At 68.3% G+C, this 17,864-nt stretch carries 20 protein-coding genes; 16 read left to right on the plus strand and 4 right to left on the minus strand.

Going from position 1 to position 17,864, the window contains the following annotated elements; all coding sequences use genetic code 11:
- Positions 1-96 (plus strand): hypothetical protein (locus tag QZ500_RS19520; RefSeq protein WP_366762297.1); only part of this gene is annotated, 96 nt, incomplete at its 5' end.
- A 96-nt stretch (positions 97-192) separates the two neighbouring features.
- Here QZ500_RS19520 and QZ500_RS00325 read toward each other — a convergent pair.
- Positions 193-1,521: a sorbosone dehydrogenase family protein gene (locus tag QZ500_RS00325; RefSeq protein ID WP_295849489.1), complete on the minus strand. Its 1,329-nt coding sequence runs from the start codon at positions 1,519-1,521 to the stop codon at positions 193-195.
- A gap of 175 nt (positions 1,522-1,696) precedes the next feature.
- Positions 1,697-2,176, minus strand: coding sequence for an SsrA-binding protein SmpB (gene smpB / locus QZ500_RS00330; RefSeq protein WP_295849491.1), 480 nt, complete (start codon positions 2,174-2,176; stop codon positions 1,697-1,699).
- Between the two features lie 82 nt (positions 2,177-2,258).
- Between smpB and QZ500_RS00335 the strand changes: the two genes are divergently transcribed.
- Positions 2,259-2,699 carry a type II toxin-antitoxin system RatA family toxin gene (locus tag QZ500_RS00335; RefSeq protein ID WP_295849493.1) on the plus strand — a complete coding sequence of 147 codons (441 nt, stop codon included), beginning with the start codon at positions 2,259-2,261 and terminating at the stop codon, positions 2,697-2,699.
- A complete protein-coding gene (locus QZ500_RS00340) occupies positions 2,689-3,012 on the plus strand; it encodes an RnfH family protein (RefSeq protein ID WP_295849495.1) in 324 nt (107 codons plus the stop codon). Before QZ500_RS00335 ends, QZ500_RS00340 begins: the two co-directional genes overlap by 11 nt.
- Positions 3,013-3,058: 46 nt before the next feature.
- Here the strand turns inward: QZ500_RS00340 and QZ500_RS00345 are convergent, their stop codons facing one another.
- Positions 3,059-3,571, minus strand: coding sequence for a DUF4124 domain-containing protein (locus tag QZ500_RS00345; protein WP_295849497.1), 513 nt, complete (start codon positions 3,569-3,571; stop codon positions 3,059-3,061).
- Positions 3,572-3,661: 90 nt separating this feature from the next.
- On the opposite strand from QZ500_RS00345, the gene guaB reads away from it, so the two are divergent.
- The 4 genes from guaB (at position 3,662) to guaA (ending at position 7,536) form a co-directional block, all read left to right on the plus strand.
- The gene (guaB, locus tag QZ500_RS00350) at positions 3,662-5,131 is read left to right on the plus strand and encodes an IMP dehydrogenase (RefSeq protein WP_295849499.1); all 1,470 of its coding nucleotides are present in this window, start codon (positions 3,662-3,664) and stop codon (positions 5,129-5,131) included.
- 69 nt (positions 5,132-5,200) lie between these two features.
- Positions 5,201-5,467: a type II toxin-antitoxin system Phd/YefM family antitoxin gene (locus QZ500_RS00355; RefSeq protein ID WP_295849501.1), complete on the plus strand. Its 267-nt coding sequence runs from the start codon at positions 5,201-5,203 to the stop codon at positions 5,465-5,467.
- 4 nt (positions 5,468-5,471) lie between these two features.
- Positions 5,472-5,894 (plus strand): type II toxin-antitoxin system VapC family toxin, encoded by a 423-nt coding sequence (locus tag QZ500_RS00360; protein WP_295849503.1) that lies wholly within the window; start codon positions 5,472-5,474, stop codon positions 5,892-5,894.
- Positions 5,895-5,913: 19 nt separating this feature from the next.
- Positions 5,914-7,536 carry a glutamine-hydrolyzing GMP synthase gene (gene guaA, locus QZ500_RS00365; protein ID WP_295849504.1) on the plus strand — a complete coding sequence of 541 codons (1,623 nt, stop codon included), beginning with the start codon at positions 5,914-5,916 and terminating at the stop codon, positions 7,534-7,536.
- 57 nt (positions 7,537-7,593) lie between these two features.
- On the opposite strand, the gene QZ500_RS00370 is transcribed toward guaA, so the two are convergent.
- Entirely contained in the window at positions 7,594-8,397 is an 804-nt protein-coding gene (locus tag QZ500_RS00370) for an outer membrane protein assembly factor BamD (protein ID WP_295849506.1), read from the minus strand.
- A 75-nt stretch (positions 8,398-8,472) separates the two neighbouring features.
- On the opposite strand from QZ500_RS00370, the gene QZ500_RS00375 reads away from it, so the two are divergent.
- From QZ500_RS00375 to hisS, 9 genes are all read left to right on the plus strand, one after another.
- A complete protein-coding gene (locus QZ500_RS00375) occupies positions 8,473-9,459 on the plus strand; it encodes an RluA family pseudouridine synthase (protein WP_295849540.1) in 987 nt (328 codons plus the stop codon).
- A gap of 153 nt (positions 9,460-9,612) precedes the next feature.
- Positions 9,613-10,323: an SMC-Scp complex subunit ScpB gene (scpB, locus tag QZ500_RS00380; RefSeq protein WP_295849507.1), complete on the plus strand. Its 711-nt coding sequence runs from the start codon at positions 9,613-9,615 to the stop codon at positions 10,321-10,323.
- Entirely contained in the window at positions 10,320-11,786 is a 1,467-nt protein-coding gene (locus QZ500_RS00385; protein WP_295849509.1) for a pseudouridine synthase, read from the plus strand. The genes scpB and QZ500_RS00385 overlap by 4 nt, the downstream gene beginning before the upstream one ends.
- Before the next feature lie 111 nt (positions 11,787-11,897).
- The gene (gene ndk / locus QZ500_RS00390; RefSeq protein ID WP_295849511.1) at positions 11,898-12,323 is read left to right on the plus strand and encodes a nucleoside-diphosphate kinase; all 426 of its coding nucleotides are present in this window, start codon (positions 11,898-11,900) and stop codon (positions 12,321-12,323) included.
- Positions 12,324-12,343: 20 nt separating this feature from the next.
- The gene (gene rlmN / locus QZ500_RS00395) at positions 12,344-13,489 is read left to right on the plus strand and encodes a 23S rRNA (adenine(2503)-C(2))-methyltransferase RlmN (protein WP_295849513.1); all 1,146 of its coding nucleotides are present in this window, start codon (positions 12,344-12,346) and stop codon (positions 13,487-13,489) included.
- 1 nt (position 13,490) lies between these two features.
- Positions 13,491-14,318 carry a type IV pilus biogenesis/stability protein PilW gene (gene pilW, locus QZ500_RS00400; RefSeq protein WP_295849515.1) on the plus strand — a complete coding sequence of 276 codons (828 nt, stop codon included), beginning with the start codon at positions 13,491-13,493 and terminating at the stop codon, positions 14,316-14,318.
- Positions 14,311-15,216, plus strand: coding sequence for a helix-turn-helix domain-containing protein (locus QZ500_RS00405; protein WP_295849517.1), 906 nt, complete (start codon positions 14,311-14,313; stop codon positions 15,214-15,216). Before pilW ends, QZ500_RS00405 begins: the two co-directional genes overlap by 8 nt.
- Before the next feature lie 10 nt (positions 15,217-15,226).
- Complete coding sequence (ispG, locus tag QZ500_RS00410) at positions 15,227-16,516, plus strand: flavodoxin-dependent (E)-4-hydroxy-3-methylbut-2-enyl-diphosphate synthase (RefSeq protein ID WP_295849541.1); 1,290 nt, start codon at positions 15,227-15,229, stop codon at positions 16,514-16,516.
- 50 nt (positions 16,517-16,566) lie between these two features.
- Entirely contained in the window at positions 16,567-17,862 is a 1,296-nt protein-coding gene (gene hisS / locus QZ500_RS00415) for a histidine--tRNA ligase (protein ID WP_295849519.1), read from the plus strand.
- Positions 17,863-17,864 lie beyond the last annotated feature (2 nt).

The following is a 17,864-nucleotide window of genomic DNA, read 5'->3' on the forward strand; positions in this document are numbered from 1 at the left end:
GACGACGAACTGGTCGAGATCACGCCGAAGAGCGTGCGTCTGCGCAAGCGCTACCTGAAGGAGCACGAGCGCAAGCGGGCATCGCGCGAGGCGTGATGGCGGAAATCGCTGCGCACGTCAGCCTGCGACGATAGAAAAAGCCCCGGCATGCCGGGGCTTTTTTGTGGGCCACGTTTGCGGGACGGTGGGGTGTCAGCGCGCTGCCGTGCCGGCCACCCGCCAGACCGTGTTGCCCACATCGTCTGCCACCAGCAGCCCGCCGCGTTTGTCGATCGCGACGCCGACCGGGCGGCCGTTCGCATCGCCGTCGCCGTTGACGAAGCCGGTCAGCACGTCCACCGGCTGGCCGGTCGGCCGGCCGTCCACGAAGGGCACGAAGATCACCTTGTAGCCCGACCGCGGCTTGCGGTTCCAGGAGCCGTGCAGGCCGATGAACGCACCGCTGGCATACGGCGCCGGCAGGTTGCTGCCCTCGGCGAATGCGAGGCCGAGCGGCGCCACGTGCGAACCGACCGCGTAGTCCGGCACGACGGCTTTCGCCACGAGGTCCGGCTTCTGCGGCTGGATGCGTTCATCCACGTGCTGGCCGAAATAGCTGTAGGGCCATCCGTAGAAGGCCCCGTCCTTCACCGAGGTCAGGTAGTCCGGCACCAGGTCGCTGCCGATCTCGTCGCGCTCGTTGACCACGGTCCAGAGCGCGCCGGTCTTCGGCTCCCACGCCATGCCGTTGGGATTGCGCAGCCCGGTCGCGAAGAGGCGCTTGCTGCCCGAGGCACGGTCCACCTCCCAGATGGCAGCGCGGCCTTCCTCGATCGCCATGCCGTTCTCGCCGACGTTGCTGTTGGAGCCGACGGTGACGTAGAGCTTGCTGCCGTCGCGGTTGGCGACCACGTTCTTGGTCCAGTGGTGGTTCAGGCCGGCCGGCAGATCGGTGACCTTGACCGCCGGTGCGGCGATGCGGGTATCACCTTCGCGGTAGGGGAACTTGACCAGCGCATCGGCGTTAGCGACGAACAGTTCCTGGCCGACCAGCGCCATGCCGAAGGGCGAGGTGAGGTTATCCAGGAACACCGCCTTCGTTTCCGCGACGCCGTCGCCATCGGCGTCGCGCAGCAGCGTGATGCGGTTGGCGCTCGGCACCTTGGCGCCAGCGCGCTTCATCATCAGGCCCTGGATCCAGGCCTTGGGGCCGCCGGACTTGGCGTCTTCGGGTTTGGGCGGAGCGTCGCTTTCCGCCACCAGCACATCGCCGTTCGGCAGCACGTATACCCAGCGCGGATGGGCCAGGCCATCGCCGTACTTCGTCACCGTGGTACCGGCCGCGGCCTGGGGCATGGCGCCCGTTGGCCAGCCCTTGGCAGGCGCGATGTGGACGGTCGGGATCAGCGTCTTCTGCGGCGCGGGCAGCGTCGGGTTGGGACCGATGCCGGCCGATTCGGGCAGCAGCGCCGTGTCGCCGCAGGCGGTCAGCAGGCAGGCGAGCAGGGCAGCGGAGGCGAGGGCGGCGGTGCGTGGGCGCATGGGGCGTGGTTCCGGAAAGAAGAAACCTGCATGCTGGCACCGCCTGCGTCCGCCCGTTGTAGGCGACCGTGCCATGCCGCGGGGCGCGCCGTGCACCTCGTGACTTTATCTGCTATGAAAATAGTAGCTTGGTACGTAGGTCCCGCCTGCGCAAAGGCCCTAAAACCTTCGCAAATCAGCGGTTGCGGCTCTTCATCGCGCGCTCCACTTCGCGCTTGCCTTCGCGGTCCTTGATGGTGTCGCGCTTGTCGTGCTCGGCCTTGCCCTTGGCCAGCGCGATCTCGCACTTCACCTTGCCGGTCTTCCAGTGCAGGTTGAGCGGCACCAGGGTGTAGCCCTTCTGTTCGATCTTGCCGACCAGCCGCTTGATCTGCTCCTTGTGCAGCAGCAGCTTCTTCGTGCGCACCGAGTCCGGGCTGATGTGTGTCGAGGCCGACTTCAGCGGGTTGATCTGGCAGCCGATCAGGAACAGCTCACCCTCGCGCACCACCACATAGCCGTCGGTCAGCTGCACCTTGCCGTCGCGCAACGCCTTCACTTCCCAGCCCTGCAGCACCATGCCGGCCTCGTAGCGTTCCTCGAAGAAATAGTTGTAGGCCGCCTTCTTGTTGTCGGCGATGCGGGCGTCGGTCTGGGGTTTCTTCGGGGTGGCCATGCGGGAGCAGATGAGGCGTTACGGGCGGTTTGGAAGGCCTCCCTACAATGATCGGCCACGTGCGGAGAAGCGCTTCGATTCTATGAAAACAGTCAACAAGTCCGTCCTCATCTGGTACAGCGCCGACGAAATGTTCCGCCTCGTCACCGACGTGGCGCAGTATCCGAAGTTCCTGCCGTGGTGCGACCGCGCGGTCGTGGTGAGCGAAGACGCGCAGGGCATGACGGCGCAGGTCGGCATCGCCTTCGGCGGTATCCGCCAATCCTTCACCACCCGCAATACCCATGTGCCGGGGCGTGAGGTACACATGCAGCTGATCGACGGGCCGTTTTCGCAGCTGGACGGCGTGTGGCGGTTCGTCCCGGTCGAGGGCGAGGAGCGGGCCTGCCGCATCGAGCTGCAGCTGCGCTACGGGTTCTCCAACCTGGCGCTGTCGGCGCTGGTCGGCCCGGTGTTCGACCGGATCGCCGGCAGTCTGGTGGATGCTTTCGTCAAACGCGCCGACGAGGTGTATGGCGGCTGAACGGTTGCGCATCACCGTCGCGGTGGCGCTGCCCGGCGCGGTGCAGGAGACGGTCGTGGAGCTGCCCGTCGGCAGCCGGTTGGGCGATGCATTGGCAGCAGCGGCAGTGGTGCCGGACGGCGAGCACGATGCAGGCATCTGGAGCCGCGCCCGCCCGCTCGATACGGTGCTGACCGCAGGCGACCGAGTGGAGGTGTACCGGCCGCTACGGGTCGATCCGAAGACGGCCCGACGCGAACGTTTCCGGGCGCAGGGTGCGCGGGCGACCGGACTGTTTGCGGGTCGCCGGGCAGGGGCGAAGGCCGGCTACTGAGGCGCTGAAGACGCCGTCGGCAGCCACGCCATCGGCACGGCCGCCGTTACCGGCAGTCGCTCGCCATCACCGCCTGGTTGCGCTGCGTCTCGGCGGCGCGGGCCGCTTCGTCCATGAAAACCCGCTCGCCCTGCGCGTTGACCTGCGCGATGCGGATGCCCGAATCCAGCGTCGCCTGCGCCTGGCGCGCCCGCTGGCAGTTGTCGGCCCGGGCGCGTGCGGCGCGTTCTTCCTCGGCCTTGCGCTTGGCCGCTTCGGCTGCATCGGCTTCGCGCTTCCTGGCCTCGAGTTCCGGATCGCGTCCCGTCGGCTTCGGCAGGGCGCCGGCAGCCTGGCCCGCAGCATTGGCCGGGGCTGCAGCCGGCGCCGGCGTGGTGGCCACCGCGGCTGCCGGAGCGCCGGCCGGCTGACGCAGGATGTTGCGGACCGGCACGTCCGACGGCGGCGGCCGGTCGCTGAAAACCTTGCGGCCGTCCTTGTCGAGCCACTGCCACTGCGCCATCGCAGGCCAGGCCAGGGTGCAGAGCAGGACAAGCGCGAGCGGGCGATGGAGCGTCATGGCGCAAAGTTTAGTCCTGCCTATGTGGCGTGGCGCCTGCAGGGATACCCTGCGATGCGACGGGTACAATCCTTTTTTTGGAGCTTTGACATGCGCCTTCTCGGCAAAGCGCTCACCTTCGACGATGTGTTGTTGGTGCCTGCGTTCTCCCAGGTCCTGCCCAAGGACACGTCCCTCGCGACCCGCCTCTCCCGCAACATCACCCTGAACCTGCCGCTGGTGTCCGCCGCCATGGACACGGTGACGGAGGCGCGCCTCGCGATCGCCATCGCGCAGGAGGGCGGCATCGGGATCGTCCACAAGAACCTGACCGCGCAGGAACAGGCCGCGCATGTCGCCAAGGTCAAGCGCTACGAATCGGGCGTGCTCCGCGACCCGGTCGTCATCACGCCGGAACACACGGTGTTCCAGGTGCTGCAGATGCAGGAACAGCTCGGCATCTCCGGATTCCCGGTGGTGGACGGCGGCCGCGTCGTCGGCATCGTCACCGGCCGCGACCTGCGCTTCGAGAAGCGCTACGATGTGCAGGTCCGCGAGATCATGACGCCGCGCGAACGGCTGGTCACGGTCTCGGAGGGCGCGACCGCCGACGAGGCCAAGGCGCTCCTGAACAAGCACAAGCTCGAACGCCTGCTGATCGTCGACGACGGCGACCAGCTGCGCGGCCTGATCACCGTCAAGGACATCACCAAGCAGACCAGTTTCCCCAATGCTGCCCGCGACGCGCAGGGCCGGCTGCGGGTCGGCGCCGCCGTCGGCGTGGGCGAAGGCACCGAGGAGCGGGTCGAGGCGCTGGTCCGTGCCGGCGTCGATGCGATCGTGGTCGATACCGCCCACGGCCACAGCAAAGGCGTGATCGACCGGGTCCGCTGGGTCAAACAGAACTATCCGCAGGTCGACGTGATCGGCGGCAACATCGCGACCGGCGCCGCCGCGTTGGCACTGGCCGAGGCGGGCGCGGATGCGGTCAAGGTCGGCATCGGCCCGGGCTCGATCTGCACCACCCGTATCGTCGCGGGCGTCGGCGTGCCGCAGATCATGGCGATCGACAACGTCGCGACCGCATTGCGCGGCACCGGCGTGCCGCTGATCGCGGACGGCGGCATCCGCTATTCGGGCGACATCGCCAAGGCGATCGCCGCCGGTGCCAGCACCGTGATGATGGGCGGCATGTTCGCCGGCACCGAGGAAGCGCCGGGCGAAGTCATCCTCTACCAGGGCCGCAGCTACAAGAGCTACCGCGGCATGGGCTCGATCGGTGCGATGCAGCAGGGCAGCGCCGACCGGTACTTCCAGGAATCCACGACCGGCAACCCGAACGCCGACAAGCTGGTGCCCGAAGGCATCGAAGGCCGCGTGCCGTACAAGGGTTCGATGGTCAGCATCGTCTACCAGATGGCTGGCGGCGTTCGCGCATCCATGGGCTATTGCGGCTGCGCAACGATCCAGGAGATGAACGACAAGGCCGAGTTCGTCGAGATCACCGCCGCCGGCATCCGCGAAAGCCACGTGCACGACGTACAGATCACCAAGGAAGCGCCGAACTACCGCGCCGACTGATTCGGCCGGATTGCACTTTCAGGCCAGATTGGGGACAATCTGGCCTGTTTTCATTTTCGGGCCAGAAAAATGCAGACCGTCCCTGTCAATCAGGCCAAGGACCGCTTTTCCGCGCTGCTGCAGGCGGTGGAGAACGGCGAGGAGGTCGTGATCACGCGGCACGGCAGGAAGATCGCCCGCATCGTGCAGGAGCTCGACAGTACGGATGAGTCCGACCGCGACCGGCTGCGGGCCGAGGCCATCGAACGCCTGCGCGCCTTCCAGGCCCGGGTCAAGCCCGATCCCGACTACCGTCCGGGGGACTGGAAATCCTACCGCGACGAAGGCCGGCGCTGACCGCATGAAACCTATCGTGATCGACGCATCGGCGGTGGCTCCGTGGGTCCTTCCGGACGAAGCCACGCCGGTGTCCGAGCAGCTCTACGCGGACGTGATGACGTCGTCCCGCCAGTTCTTCGCACCGCATCTGTGGCTGTGGGAGACGAGCAACATCCTGCTGAGCGCCTTCAAGCGCCGACGCGTGACACAGGACGAGCTCGACGCAGGCCTGGCGCTGATCGACGCCTGCCCCGTCGAATTCGACGCGCCGCCCAACCTGCACTACCGCGCGCAAACACTGCGCTTGGCGCAGGCGCACAGCCTCAGCTTCTACGACGCCAGTTACCTGCAGCTGGCGCTGCGCCTCAACGGCCAGTTGGTCTCGCTCGACCGTGCTCTGGTCACCGCCGCCAAGGCCTGCGGCATCCCCTGTCTCGACCTCTGATTCCTTTTCCGAACCTCCCATGCAACACCACAAGATCCTCATCCTCGACTTCGGCTCCCAGGTTACGCAGCTCATCGCCCGGCGGGTGCGGGAAGCCCATGTCCTGAGCGAAGTCCATCCCTGCGATGTGAGCGACGAATGGATCCGCGCGTACGCCAAGGACGGCATGCTCAAGGGCGTGATCCTCTCCGGCAGCCATGCCAGCGTGTACGAGGACACGACCGACAAAGCGCCGCAGGCGGTGTTCGAACTGGGCGTGCCGGTGCTCGGCATCTGCTACGGCATGCAGACCATGGCCCACCAGCTCGGCGGCCGGGTCGAGAGCGGCCACCAGCGCGAATTCGGCTTCGCGGCCGTGCGGGCACGCGGCCACACCGAATTGCTGCGCGACATCGCCGACTTCACCACGCCCGAAGGCCACGGCATGCTCAACGTCTGGATGAGTCACGGCGACAAGGTCACCGAACTGCCGCCGGGCTTCAAGCTGATGGCCAGCACCGAGAGCTGCCCGATCGCCGGCATGGCCGACGAGGAGCGCCGCTTCTACGCGGTGCAGTTCCACCCGGAGGTGACGCACACCGTGCAGGGCCAGGCCATCTTGAACCGCTTCGTGCGCGACATCTGCGGCGCGCGGCCGGACTGGATCATGGGCGACTACATCGCCGAGGCGGTCGAGAAGATCCGCGCGCAGGTCGGCGACGAGGAAGTGATCCTGGGACTGTCCGGCGGCGTCGATTCGAGCGTCGCGGCGGCACTGATCCACCGTGCGATCGGCGATCAGCTGATCTGCGTCTTCGTCGACCACGGCCTGCTGCGGCTGCACGAGGGCGACATGGTGATGGAGATGTTCGGCGACCGGCTGCATGCCAAGGTGGTGCGGGTCGATGCGGCCGACCTGTTCCTCGGCAAGCTCGCGGGCGTGTCCGATCCCGAGGCCAAGCGCAAGATCATCGGCCGCGAATTCGTCGAGGTGTTCAAGGCGGAAGCGGCCCGCCTGAAGGCCGGTGCCGACGGCGCGCTGAAGGGCGCGACCTTCCTGGCGCAGGGCACCATCTATCCCGACGTGATCGAGTCCGGCGGAGCCAAGAGCAAAAAGGCCGTCACGATCAAGAGCCACCACAACGTCGGCGGCCTGCCCGAGCAGCTGGGCCTGAAGCTGCTGGAGCCGCTGCGCGACCTGTTCAAGGACGAGGTACGCGAACTCGGCGTGGCGCTCGGCCTGCCGCCGGAGATGGTGTATCGCCATCCGTTCCCGGGTCCAGGCCTGGGCGTGCGCATCCTGGGCGAAGTGAAGCAGGAATACGCCGATCTGCTGCGCCGCGCCGACGCGATCTTCATCGAGGAACTGCGCAACTTCGTCGACCCGTCCACCGGCAAGACCTGGTACGAGCTGACCAGCCAGGCCTTCACCGTGTTCCTGCCGGTCAAGAGCGTGGGCGTGATGGGCGACGGCCGCACCTACGACTACGTGGTGGCGCTGCGTGCGGTGCAGACCAGCGACTTCATGACCGCGGACTGGGCCGAACTGCCGTACGCGCTGCTGAAGAAGGTCTCGGGCCGGATCATCAACGAGGTCCGCGGCATCAACCGCGTGACCTACGACGTGAGCAGCAAGCCGCCGGCGACGATCGAGTGGGAGTGATCTCTGGGCGTGGGCGTCAGGGCAGGGCGCCTGGCGCCCTGACGCGGCGCTCCCGGCTTACCAGACCTTCCACCAGGGATCGGTGTTGGCCTTGAAGCCGCGGGTCAGGTATTCGCTCTTCGGATAGTTGGTCGCGATCACCCGCTGGGTGTCGTCGCGCAGGTCCTGCATGCCCAGCGCGTCGTAGGAGCGCATCAGGATGTAGAGCGCTTCCTCGATCGCCGGCACGTCGCGGTAGTCGGCGATCGCCAACTGCGCGCGGTTGATCGCCGCCACGTAGGCGCCCCGGTTGAAGTAGTAGCGCGCGACGTGCACCTCGTACTGCGCCAGCGAATTGACGATGTACGTCATGCGCTGGCGGGCGTCGGGCGTGTATTTGGAGTCGGGGAAACGGGTCGTCAGCTCGCGGAACGATTCGAACGAATCCTTGGCCGCCTTCTGGTCGCGCTCCGACAGGTCCTGGCGCGAGATGAACGAGAACAGGCCGAGGTCGTCGTTGAAGTTGACCAGACCCTTCAGGTACAGCGCATAGTCCAGCGCCGGGCTGGCCGGGTGCAGCTTGATGAACCGGTCGAGCGTCGCAATCGCCTGGGCCTGCGAGCCGCCCTTGTACTGCGCATAGGCCTTGTCGAGCTGGGCCTGCTGCGCGAGCGGGGTGCCGGCAGCGCGGCCTTCGAGCTTCTCGAACAGCGGGACCGCCTTGTCGTAGCTGCCGGAATTCGCCTCGTCCTTGGCTTCCGAATAGATGCGGTTCGGGCTCCAGCCGGCGGTCTTGTCTTCCTCCGTGGTCGAGCAGCCGGCCAACAGGCCCGCCAGCAGGGCCACCGCGAGAGGCGCAACCGATAATTTGACACGACGCATGACAGGCCCACCTTCTTGAAAAAAACCTCTTCGATTATATCGGCGCCCCCCCTGGAAGCCCCGGTGCAGCAGGCGCTGGACGACTCCGCGGACGAGGCCATCGACGGCCTCGGCCCCGTCTCGGAAATCCGCTCGGCGCCGGTCCCGCGCGAACTGCACGACCAGCGCCTGGACCGCGCGGTGGTCGCGGTCGCGCCCGAGTTCTCGCGCAGCTACCTGCAGCAGCTGATCGCGGCCGGAGCGGTGCGCAAGGCCGGTGCCGTCGTGACGAAGGCGTCCGCACGGGTGCGCGCCGGCGAAACGCTGGAGATCGAGCTGCGCCCGACACCGCAGAGCCAGGCCTTCATGGCAGAGCCGATGGACCTGGCGGTGGTGTACGAAGACGAGCACCTGCTGGTCCTCGATAAGCCGGCTGGGCTGGTGGTGCATCCGGCTCCCGGCAACTGGAGCGGCACGCTGCTCAACGGACTGCTGGCACGCGATCCGCGCGCAGCCGAGTTGCCGCGCGCCGGCATCGTGCACCGCCTCGACAAGGACACCAGCGGCCTGATGGTAGTGGCCCGCTCGCGGCTGTGCATGGACGCGCTGGTGCAGCGCATCGCCGTACGCAGCGTGAGCCGGCAGTACCTGGCACTGGCGCACCGGCCGTGGACCGGGCCGTCGCCGCGCGATGTCGAGGCCGCCGTCGGGCGCGATCCGCGCAACCGGCTGCGGATGGCGGTGGTCGATCTGTCGCGCCAGTCCGGCAAGGAGGCGCGGACCACGCTGCGGCTGCTGGCGGATGCGGACGACGGCTGCTGGGTGCAGTGCACCCTCCACACCGGCCGCACCCACCAGATCCGGGTGCATATGGCGTCGATCGGCCATCCGCTCGTCGGCGACACGCTCTACGGCGGTGCGCCGGCAGCCGGGCTCGAACGGCAGGCGCTGCACGCTTTCCGGCTCGGTTTCGAGCATCCGATGACCGGCGAGCCGCTGCAGTTCGAGAGCCCGCCGCCGCCGGATCTGCAGGCGGCTCTGCGCGCCTGGGGGGTCGACTACAATGCCCCGCCGATCGCCTGACGGGCGGTCGTACCCGCCGACGGGACGCCGCATCCACCGGCCGGCCCGCCGCACCGTGCGGCCGACCGGCCCGCGCCGTCGGGACCGCCTTCCGCCCGTGCAGCTCTGCACCGCGGGCTCCGCGCCTTTTTTCCCATTGTCCAGCGCCTGACCATGAACACGGCGGATGCCAAGCGCATTCTCGAAACCGCACTGATCTGCTCGCCGCAGCCGCTGGCGCTGCGCGAGCTGCGGGTGCTGTTCGCTGATGCGCTGTCGGCCGACACCGTGCGCCAGTTGTTGGAAGACCTCCAGCTCGACTGGGCACAGCGCGGCGTGGAACTCGTGCAGGTGGCGAGCGGCTGGCGTTTCCAGAGCCGGCCCGCGATGCGCGAATACCTGGACCGTCTGCATCCCGAAAAGCCGCCGCGCTACACACGCGCCGTGCTGGAGACGCTGGCGATCATCGCCTATCGCCAGCCGGTCACCCGCGGCGACATGGAAGACATCCGCGGCGTGGTGATCGGCAGCCAGATCCTCAAGCAGCTCGAGGACCGCGGCTGGATCGAGGTGATCGGCCACCGCGACACGGTCGGCCGACCCGCGCTGTTTGCCACGACGCGGCAGTTCCTCGACGATCTGGGTCTACCGTCGCTCGATGCGCTGCCGATCGCCGACGGACCGGCGGCGGAAGAGGCGATGCGCGCCGCGCTCGCGGCCGCAGCCGGCGCCGGTCAGGCCGACCTGCCGATCGAATCGGCTTCCGAGCTGCCGGACGACGACCCGGCCGACACACCGGCGACGACCGAAGCTCCGGCCGACGCCATCCCCCTTGCTACCGACGTGCCAGCGGGCACGCCCCCCGACCAGGAATCTGCCCCATGAACGCCGCCCCGCCACCGATCCCCCCGTCCGATGCCGAACATTCGGACCTGAATCCGGCTTCTGCTCAGGCTGCGCCTGCGGAGGATGCTACTGAAAAAGTAGCAACCAAGCGCAAGCCGCGCAAGAAGCCTGGCGCCGCCGCATCTCCGTCGCCAGAGGCGAACGCTGCAGAGACGCCCGATGTTGCTCCCGCGGCCGCCGCAGTATCGGCGGACGATGCCGCCGTCGGCGCTGACGAGGCATCGGATGACGCCACGACGGCCGAGCACGACGTGTTCGATGCCACCTCACTGCCAGCGACGCCCGCCGAACCCGTCGAAGGCGCCGTGGCCTTCGACGACGTGGTCTCGGGCCGGTTCGACGCGGACGAGGACGACGCCGTCATCGCCCCCGCCAAACGCGTGCTTGCGCCGCAGCAGGAAACTCCTAAGCTGCACAAGGTGCTGGCCCAGGCCGGACTCGGTTCGCGGCTCGAGATGGAGCAGTTGATCCTGGAGGGCCGCATCTCGGTCAACAACGAGCCGGCGCATATCGGCCAGCGCATCCAGTACGGCGACCAGGTCAAGGTCAACGGCAAGCCGATCCGCTACCGGATCGATCCGCCGCCGGCACGGGTGATCGCGTACCACAAGCCGGCCGGCGAAGTGGTGACCCACGACGATCCGCAGAACCGTCCCACGGTGTTCCGCAAACTGCCCCGACTGCAGCACGGCAAGTGGCAGTCGGTCGGCCGTCTGGACCTGAATACCGAAGGCCTGCTGCTGTTCACCAGTTCCGGCGAACTGGCCAATCAGCTGATGCACCCCCGCTTCGGCCTGGAGCGGGAATACGCGGTCCGGGTGCTGGGCGCGCTCAGCAAGGATGAAAAGCAGGAGCTGCTCGACGGCGTGCGGCTCGACGACGGCATGGCGCAGTTCGGCTCGATCGAGGACGGCGGCGGGGAGGGCGCCAACACCTGGTACCGCGTGACGATCTCCGAAGGCCGCAACCGCGAAGTGCGCCGCATGCTGGAGGCGGTCGGCCATGCGGTCAGCCGGCTGATCCGCATCCGCTACGGCGCGATGCTGCTGCCGCGCGGCCTGAAGCGCGGCGCCTGGATGGAGCTGGACGAACGCGACATCTCCGCGCTGGTGCAGGCGGCCGGCGGTTCGCGCCGCGAGGCGCGTCCGCCGATGCAGACCGGCGGCAAGGATCGGCGCGGCGGTGCGCCGGGCGCCAAGGGCTACGGCAAGCCGGGCAAGCAGGGTCCGCTGCGCCCGCCTACTGGGCCACGCTCGGGCGGTCCGGGCAAGTCGTCGGCCGGCGGCCGGGGCGGCAACGACCGCCGCGACGGCGGCGGATCGTCGCAGCCCGATCCGATGAAGACATCGCTCGGCTACATCGGCGGCGACAGCTTCAACCGCGCGCGGCAGGAGCAGCGGCGCGGTCCGGCCGGGGGCGGCCCGCGCCGGCGCGGCCGTTGAGCGGCGCGGAACTCCGCGGCGCCGGAACGGTCATCCACGCAGGCTAAAATCGCAGGCTTTGCCCATCGGCAAAAAAATTTTAAGAATCAATCAGTTAGAGGAATCATCTCCATGGCCATCGAACGCACCCTTTCCATCATCAAGCCCGACGCCGTCGCGAAGAACGTCATCGGCCAGATCGTCTCCCGTTTCGAAGCCGCCGGCCTGAAGATCGCTGCTGCCCGCCTGGTGCAGTTGTCGCGCGCCGAAGCCGAGCAGTTCTACGGCGTGCACAAGGAGCGTCCCTTCTTCAAGGACCTGGTCGACTTCATGATTTCCGGCCCGGTGTTCGTGCAAGTGCTCGAAGGCGAAGGCGCGATCCTGAAGAACCGCGATCTGATGGGCGCCACCGATCCGAAGAAGGCCGAGAAGGGCACGATCCGCGCGGACTTCGCCGAGAGCATCGACGCCAATGCCGTGCACGGCTCCGACGCCGCCGAAACCGCTGCGGTCGAGATCGCGTTCTTCTTCCCCGCTCTGAACGTCTACACCCGCTGAGCGCGGCGCGGCCTGCCGGCATGACGGTCAACCTGCTCGATTTCGACCTCGACGGCTTGGCCGCGTTCTGCGAGCGGCTGGGGGAGAAGCGTTTCCGCGCGACCCAGCTGTTCCGGTGGATCCACCACCGGGGCGCGTCCGACTTCGGCGCCATGACCGACTTGGCCAAGTCCCTGCGCGAGAAGCTGCAGGGCGCGGCCGAGGTTCGGGCGCTGCCGGTGCTGACCGAGCATGTGTCGGCGGACGGCACGATCAAGTGGCTGTTCGACGTCGGCAGCGGCGATGCGGTCGAGGCCGTCTTCATTCCCGAGGAAGACCGCGGCACGCTCTGCGTCTCGTCGCAGGCGGGCTGTGCGGTCAATTGCCGCTTCTGCTCGACCGGCCACCAGGGCTTCAGCCGCAACCTGACGACCGCGGAAATCGTGGCCCAGCTCTGGTACGCGGAGCATTTCCTGCGTCGGCGGCGCAACACGGACGAACGCGTCATCTCCAATGTGGTGATGATGGGCATGGGCGAGCCTCTGCAGAATTACGGCGCCCTGGTGCCTGCTCTGCGCACCATGCTCGACGACCATGCCTACGGCCTGTCCCGCCGGCGGGTGACGGTGTCGACCTCCGGCGTGGTCCCGATGATGGACCGCCTCGGGCAGGACTGCCCGGTCGCCCTGGCGGTGTCGCTGCACGCGCCCAACGATGCGCTGCGCGACAACCTGGTGCCACTCAACCGCAAGTACCCGATTGCGGAGCTGCTCGACGCCTGCAACCGCTACCTGGAACACGCGCCGCGCGACTTCATCACCTTCGAATCCTGCATGCTCGATGGGGTCAACGACCAGCCCGAGCATGCCGAGCAGCTCATCGCGCTCGTCCGCCGGCATGGCGGGCGGGGCGTGTCCTGCAAGTTCAACCTGATTCCGTTCAACCCTTTCCCGGCTTCCGGACTGTTGCGGTCGCCGGCACCTCGTGTCGCGTCCTTCGCGCGGCAACTGGCCGATGCGGGCATCGTGACCACGGTGCGCAAGACCCGCGGCGACGATATCGACGCCGCCTGCGGCCAGCTGGCCGGCGACGTCAAGGACCGTACCCGCGTGGGCGAGCGGATCGCCCAGCAGCGGCGCATCCCGCTGGTCCCGGTGCCGGTGGGCCGCTCGGCGGAGAAAGCGTGACATGATGCTTCGTCTGCTTGCATGGTTGCTGCCGGGCCTCGTGGCTGCCGGTACTGCACTGCTGATCGGCTGCGCTCAATGGCCCGGCGGTAGTGCCGACTCCGGTGCCACCCCGGCCGACCGCCCCGACCTGGTCACGGCATCAGACGAGACGCCTGCCCGTCGCCGGGCCCGCATCCGTCTGGAACTGGCCGCCGGTTACTTCGAAAGCGACAAGGCCACCATCGCGCTCGACGAGGTCAAGCAGGCCATCGCGGCCGATCCGACCTTCGGCGATGCGTTCAACCTGCGCGGGCTGATCTACATGCGGCTCAACGACTTCGCGCTGGCCGACGACAGTTTCCGCCGCGCGGTCGCGCTCAATCCACGCGATGCCAACGCGATGCACAACCATGGCTGGCTGCTCTGCGAGCAGAAGCGGTTCGCCGAGGCCGACCGGATGTTCGCGCAGGCGGCGGCCCAGCCGGGCTATGCCGACAAGGCGAAGACACTGATGACCATGGGCCTGTGCGAAGTCCGTGCCGGCCAGCCCGCCGAGGCCGAACGCATCCTGTCGAAGTCCTACGAGATCGACCCGGGCAATCCGATCACCGGATTCACGCTGGCGAACCTGCTGTACCAACGCCGCGAATACCAGCGGGCGCAGTTCTACATCCGCCGGGTGAACAACAGCGATTACGCGACCGCCGAATCGCTCTGGCTGGGCGTGCGCGTGGAGCGTCGGCTGGAGGACCGCGTCGCATCGCAGCAACTGGCCGACCAACTGCGCAAGCGGTTCCCGCTGTCGGTCGAGCGGGCGGCCTTGGATCGGGGGGCATTCGATGAATGACGGCCAGCAGGTGGACACGACCGATCCGTCGGTCGGTGGTGCGGGTGCGCAGTTGCGCGCGGCGCGGGAAGCTGCAGGGATCCATATCGCGGCGCTCGCGGGCGCGTTGAAGGTGCCGGTCGCACGACTGGAAGCGTTGGAGGCCGACCGTTTCGATCTGCTGCCCGATCCGCCGTTCGTGCGGGCGCTGGCCGGCAGCGTGTGCCGGGCGCTCAAGATCGACGCGGCGCCGATCCTGGCCCGGCTGCCGCAGCGCAAGCCGCTGCCGCTGGAAGAGGGGAGCCGGGTCGCCGACGCGCCGAGTTTCCGCGCTCCGCCCGCACGTGCGGCAGGGGGCGCGCCTGCGGTGTCGCGGCCGGTGCTGGTCGCCGTCGGGGTGCTGCTGGTGGGCGCGCTCGGTCTCGTCCTGGTGCCGTCGGAACGATGGAGCAGGTGGAAGCAGGCGTTGCAGGAACGTATGGCGCCGCCGGCAGGGTCGTCGTCCGAGGCAGTCTCCGCCGGAGCGGTGCCTTCACCGGCAGGCACCGTCATGGAATCGGTGCCGTCGGCGCAGCCGATACCGCCCGAACCCTCCGCTGCCTCGGCACCTGTGTCGCCGCCGCCGGCAGCTGCTCCGGCAGCGGCACCGACCGTGTCGGTACCAGTGGAGGCGGCAACACCCGCAGGGCTCGTGTCGTTCAAGGCCACGGGCGATTCCTGGATCAAGGTGACCGACGCCCGGGGCGCTGTAGTGATGCAGAAGCTGCTCACCGCCGGCGCGACCGACAGCATCAGCGGCGAGCCGCCGCTGGCCGTCGTGGTCGGCCGTGCCGACGCCACCGAGGTCCAGGTGCGGGGCCGGCCTTTCGACCTGACATCCATCGCGCGCAACAACGTCGCGCGTTTCGAGGTGAAGTGACGTGAACGATCTGACCCGCGCTGCCGATGCCGCGCCCATCGAGGTGTCCCGTCCTGCCGCCCGCCGCTCGCGGCAGGGCCAGGTCGTCTGGGGCAGCCGTGTCGTGACCGTCGGCGGCGATGCGCCGGTGCGGGTGCAGTCGATGACCAACACCGACACGGTCGATGCGATCGGCACCGCGATCCAGGTCAAGGAGCTGGCGCAGGCCGGCTCCGAACTGGTGCGGATCACGGTCAACACGCCCGAGGCCGCGGCACAGGTGCCCTACATCCGCGAACAGCTCGACCGGATGGGCATCGATGTGCCGTTGATCGGCGACTTCCACTACAACGGCCACCGGCTGCTGACCGACTACCCGGCCTGCGCCGAGGCGCTGTCGAAATACCGGATCAACCCCGGCAACGTCGGCAAGGGCGACAAGCACGACAAGCAGTTCGGCCAGATGATCGACGCGGCGCTGCGTTGGAACAAGCCGGTCCGCATCGGCGTGAACTGGGGCAGCCTGGACCAGGAACTGCTCGGCGAACTGATGGACGAGAACAGCCGCCGTCCGGTGCCGTGGGAGGCGCGGCAGGTGATGTACGAGGCGCTGATCACCTCGGCGATCGATTCCGCCCAACTGGCGGCCCGAATCGGCATGGACCCGAGCCAGGTGATGCTGTCGTGCAAGGTCAGCGGTGTGCAGGACCTGGTGTCGGTCTACCGCGAGCTGGCCCGCCGCTGCGACAACCCGCTGCACCTGGGGCTGACCGAGGCCGGCATGGGCACGAAGGGCACGGTGGCGTCGACCGCCGCGCTGTCGCTGCTGCTGCAGGAAGGTATCGGCGACACGATCCGCGTGTCGCTCACGCCGCAGCCGGGCGAGGCGCGCACCCAGGAAGTGGTGGTCGCGTCCGAGATCCTGCAGTCGCTCGGACTGCGCATGTTCGTGCCGAGCGTCACCGCCTGCCCGGGCTGCGGCCGCACCACCAGCACGACGTTCCAGGAACTCGCCAAGCAGATCGACGATTTCCTGCGCATGCAGATGCCGGTGTGGCGTAACCGCTATCCCGGCGTCGAAGGCCTCAAGGTCGCGGTGATGGGCTGCATCGTCAACGGGCCGGGCGAAAGCAAGCATGCCGACATCGGCATCAGTCTGCCCGGCACCGGCGAGGCACCAGCCGCACCGGTCTTCATCGACGGAGAAAAGGCGCTGACCTTGCGCGGCGACAACATCGCCACCGAATTCCACCAGCTCGTCGAGCGCTACATCGAACAACGCTTCGGCACGACCGCCACCGTCCCGGCGGCGACTGCCTGACTCCCGACATGCCAGACATTTCCAGCGCCGCGGTTGCGGCACCGCCCCCTATGGCGAAGGCGACGAAGATCGCCGGCGTCAAGGGCATGAACGACATCCTGCCGACCGAGGCCGCCCGCTGGGAAGCGCTCGAACAGACCGTGCGCGACGTGATGCGGCGCCACGCGTACCGCAACATCCGCACGCCGATCGTGGAGCCCACCGCGCTGTTCGTGCGCGGTACCGGCCAGACCACCGACATCGTCGAAAAGGAGATGTACGCGTTCCAGGACCGGCTCAACGGCGACGAGCTGGCGCTGCGGCCGGAGAACACGCCGGGCGTGGCCCGAGCGGCGATCGAGCACAACCTGACCTACGACGGCGGCAAGCGCCTCTGGTACACCGGCCCGATGTTCCGCCACGAGCGGCCGCAGCGCGGCCGCTACCGCCAGTTCCACCAGCTCGGCGCCGAGGCGCTCGGCTTCGGCGGACCGGAAGTCGATGCGGAACTGATGCTGCTGGCCCACGAGCTGCTCCGCACCCTCGGCCTGCAGAATTTTCGTGTCGAGCTCAACAGCCTGGGCGTGCCGGCCGAGCGGCAGGCCCACCGTGCAGCGCTGATCGCACATTTCGAACAGCACGCCGACCTGCTCGACGAGGATGCCCGCCGTCGCCTGCACAGTAATCCGCTGCGCATCCTCGACACCAAGAATCCGGCGATGCAGTCGATGGTGGAAGCGGCGCCGCAGCTGCTCGACTACTTGGGCGACGCGTCGCGCCGGCACTTCGAGACGGTCCAGCAGCTGCTGACCGCGTGCGGCATCGCGTGGCGGATCAATCCGCGCTTGGTGCGCGGGCTGGACTACTACACCCACACGGTGTTCGAGTTCATCACGACCGAACTCGGCGCGCAGGGCACGCTCTGCGGCGGCGGGCGCTACGACGGGCTGTTCGAGGTCCTCGGCGGCAAGCCGACGCCGGCGGTCGGCTGGGGCATGGGGCTGGAGCGGGTGCTGGACCTGCTCGCCACGCAGGGCCATGCGGCGAACGCGCCCGCGCCCGACGCCTATGCGATCGTGCCGGACTATGCTGCATTGTCGCAGGTGTTCCCGCTGCTGCAGGCCCTGCGTGCGCAGGGTGCGCAGGTGCAGATGCATGCCGGGGGCGCCGACGGCCCCGGCAGCTTCAAGTCGCAGTTCAAGAAAGCCGACGCCAGTGGTGCCGCCTACGCGCTGGTCTTCGGCACCGACGAACTCGCGGCCGGCACCGTCACCATCAAGGCGCTGCGCGACGGCGCGGGCGCCCAGCGTACCGAGCGGCTCGACGCCGTCGGCGTCTGGGGGCCGACCCTACAATCCCGCACCTGACG

Origin of the sequence: uncultured Xylophilus sp. (genome assembly GCA_913776965.1) — a bacterium.
GTDB lineage: Bacteria > Pseudomonadota > Gammaproteobacteria > Burkholderiales > Burkholderiaceae_C > Xylophilus.

What these genes read in the sequence shown, in the direction of transcription:
- scpB (WP_295849507.1), top strand. Translation starts at nt 9,613, where the DNA reads ATGAACACGGCGGATGCCAAGCGCATTCTCGAAACCGCACTGATCTGC.
- guaB (WP_295849499.1), top strand. Translation starts at nt 3,662, where the DNA reads ATGCGCCTTCTCGGCAAAGCGCTCACCTTCGACGATGTGTTGTTGGTG.
- QZ500_RS00370 (WP_295849506.1), bottom strand. Translation starts at nt 8,397, where the DNA reads ATGCGTCGTGTCAAATTATCGGTTGCGCCTCTCGCGGTGGCCCTGCTG.
- pilW (WP_295849515.1), top strand. Translation starts at nt 13,491, where the DNA reads ATGATGCTTCGTCTGCTTGCATGGTTGCTGCCGGGCCTCGTGGCTGCC.
- QZ500_RS00385 (WP_295849509.1), top strand. Translation starts at nt 10,320, where the DNA reads ATGAACGCCGCCCCGCCACCGATCCCCCCGTCCGATGCCGAACATTCG.
- QZ500_RS00325 (WP_295849489.1), bottom strand. Translation starts at nt 1,521, where the DNA reads ATGCGCCCACGCACCGCCGCCCTCGCCTCCGCTGCCCTGCTCGCCTGC.
- QZ500_RS00335 (WP_295849493.1), top strand. Translation starts at nt 2,259, where the DNA reads ATGAAAACAGTCAACAAGTCCGTCCTCATCTGGTACAGCGCCGACGAA.
- smpB (WP_295849491.1), bottom strand. Translation starts at nt 2,176, where the DNA reads ATGGCCACCCCGAAGAAACCCCAGACCGACGCCCGCATCGCCGACAAC.
- rlmN (WP_295849513.1), top strand. Translation starts at nt 12,344, where the DNA reads ATGACGGTCAACCTGCTCGATTTCGACCTCGACGGCTTGGCCGCGTTC.
- QZ500_RS00340 (WP_295849495.1), top strand. Translation starts at nt 2,689, where the DNA reads ATGGCGGCTGAACGGTTGCGCATCACCGTCGCGGTGGCGCTGCCCGGC.
- QZ500_RS00360 (WP_295849503.1), top strand. Translation starts at nt 5,472, where the DNA reads ATGAAACCTATCGTGATCGACGCATCGGCGGTGGCTCCGTGGGTCCTT.
- hisS (WP_295849519.1), top strand. Translation starts at nt 16,567, where the DNA reads ATGGCGAAGGCGACGAAGATCGCCGGCGTCAAGGGCATGAACGACATC.
- QZ500_RS00355 (WP_295849501.1), top strand. Translation starts at nt 5,201, where the DNA reads ATGCAGACCGTCCCTGTCAATCAGGCCAAGGACCGCTTTTCCGCGCTG.
- QZ500_RS00345 (WP_295849497.1), bottom strand. Translation starts at nt 3,571, where the DNA reads ATGACGCTCCATCGCCCGCTCGCGCTTGTCCTGCTCTGCACCCTGGCC.
- QZ500_RS00405 (WP_295849517.1), top strand. Translation starts at nt 14,311, where the DNA reads ATGAATGACGGCCAGCAGGTGGACACGACCGATCCGTCGGTCGGTGGT.
- guaA (WP_295849504.1), top strand. Translation starts at nt 5,914, where the DNA reads ATGCAACACCACAAGATCCTCATCCTCGACTTCGGCTCCCAGGTTACG.
- ndk (WP_295849511.1), top strand. Translation starts at nt 11,898, where the DNA reads ATGGCCATCGAACGCACCCTTTCCATCATCAAGCCCGACGCCGTCGCG.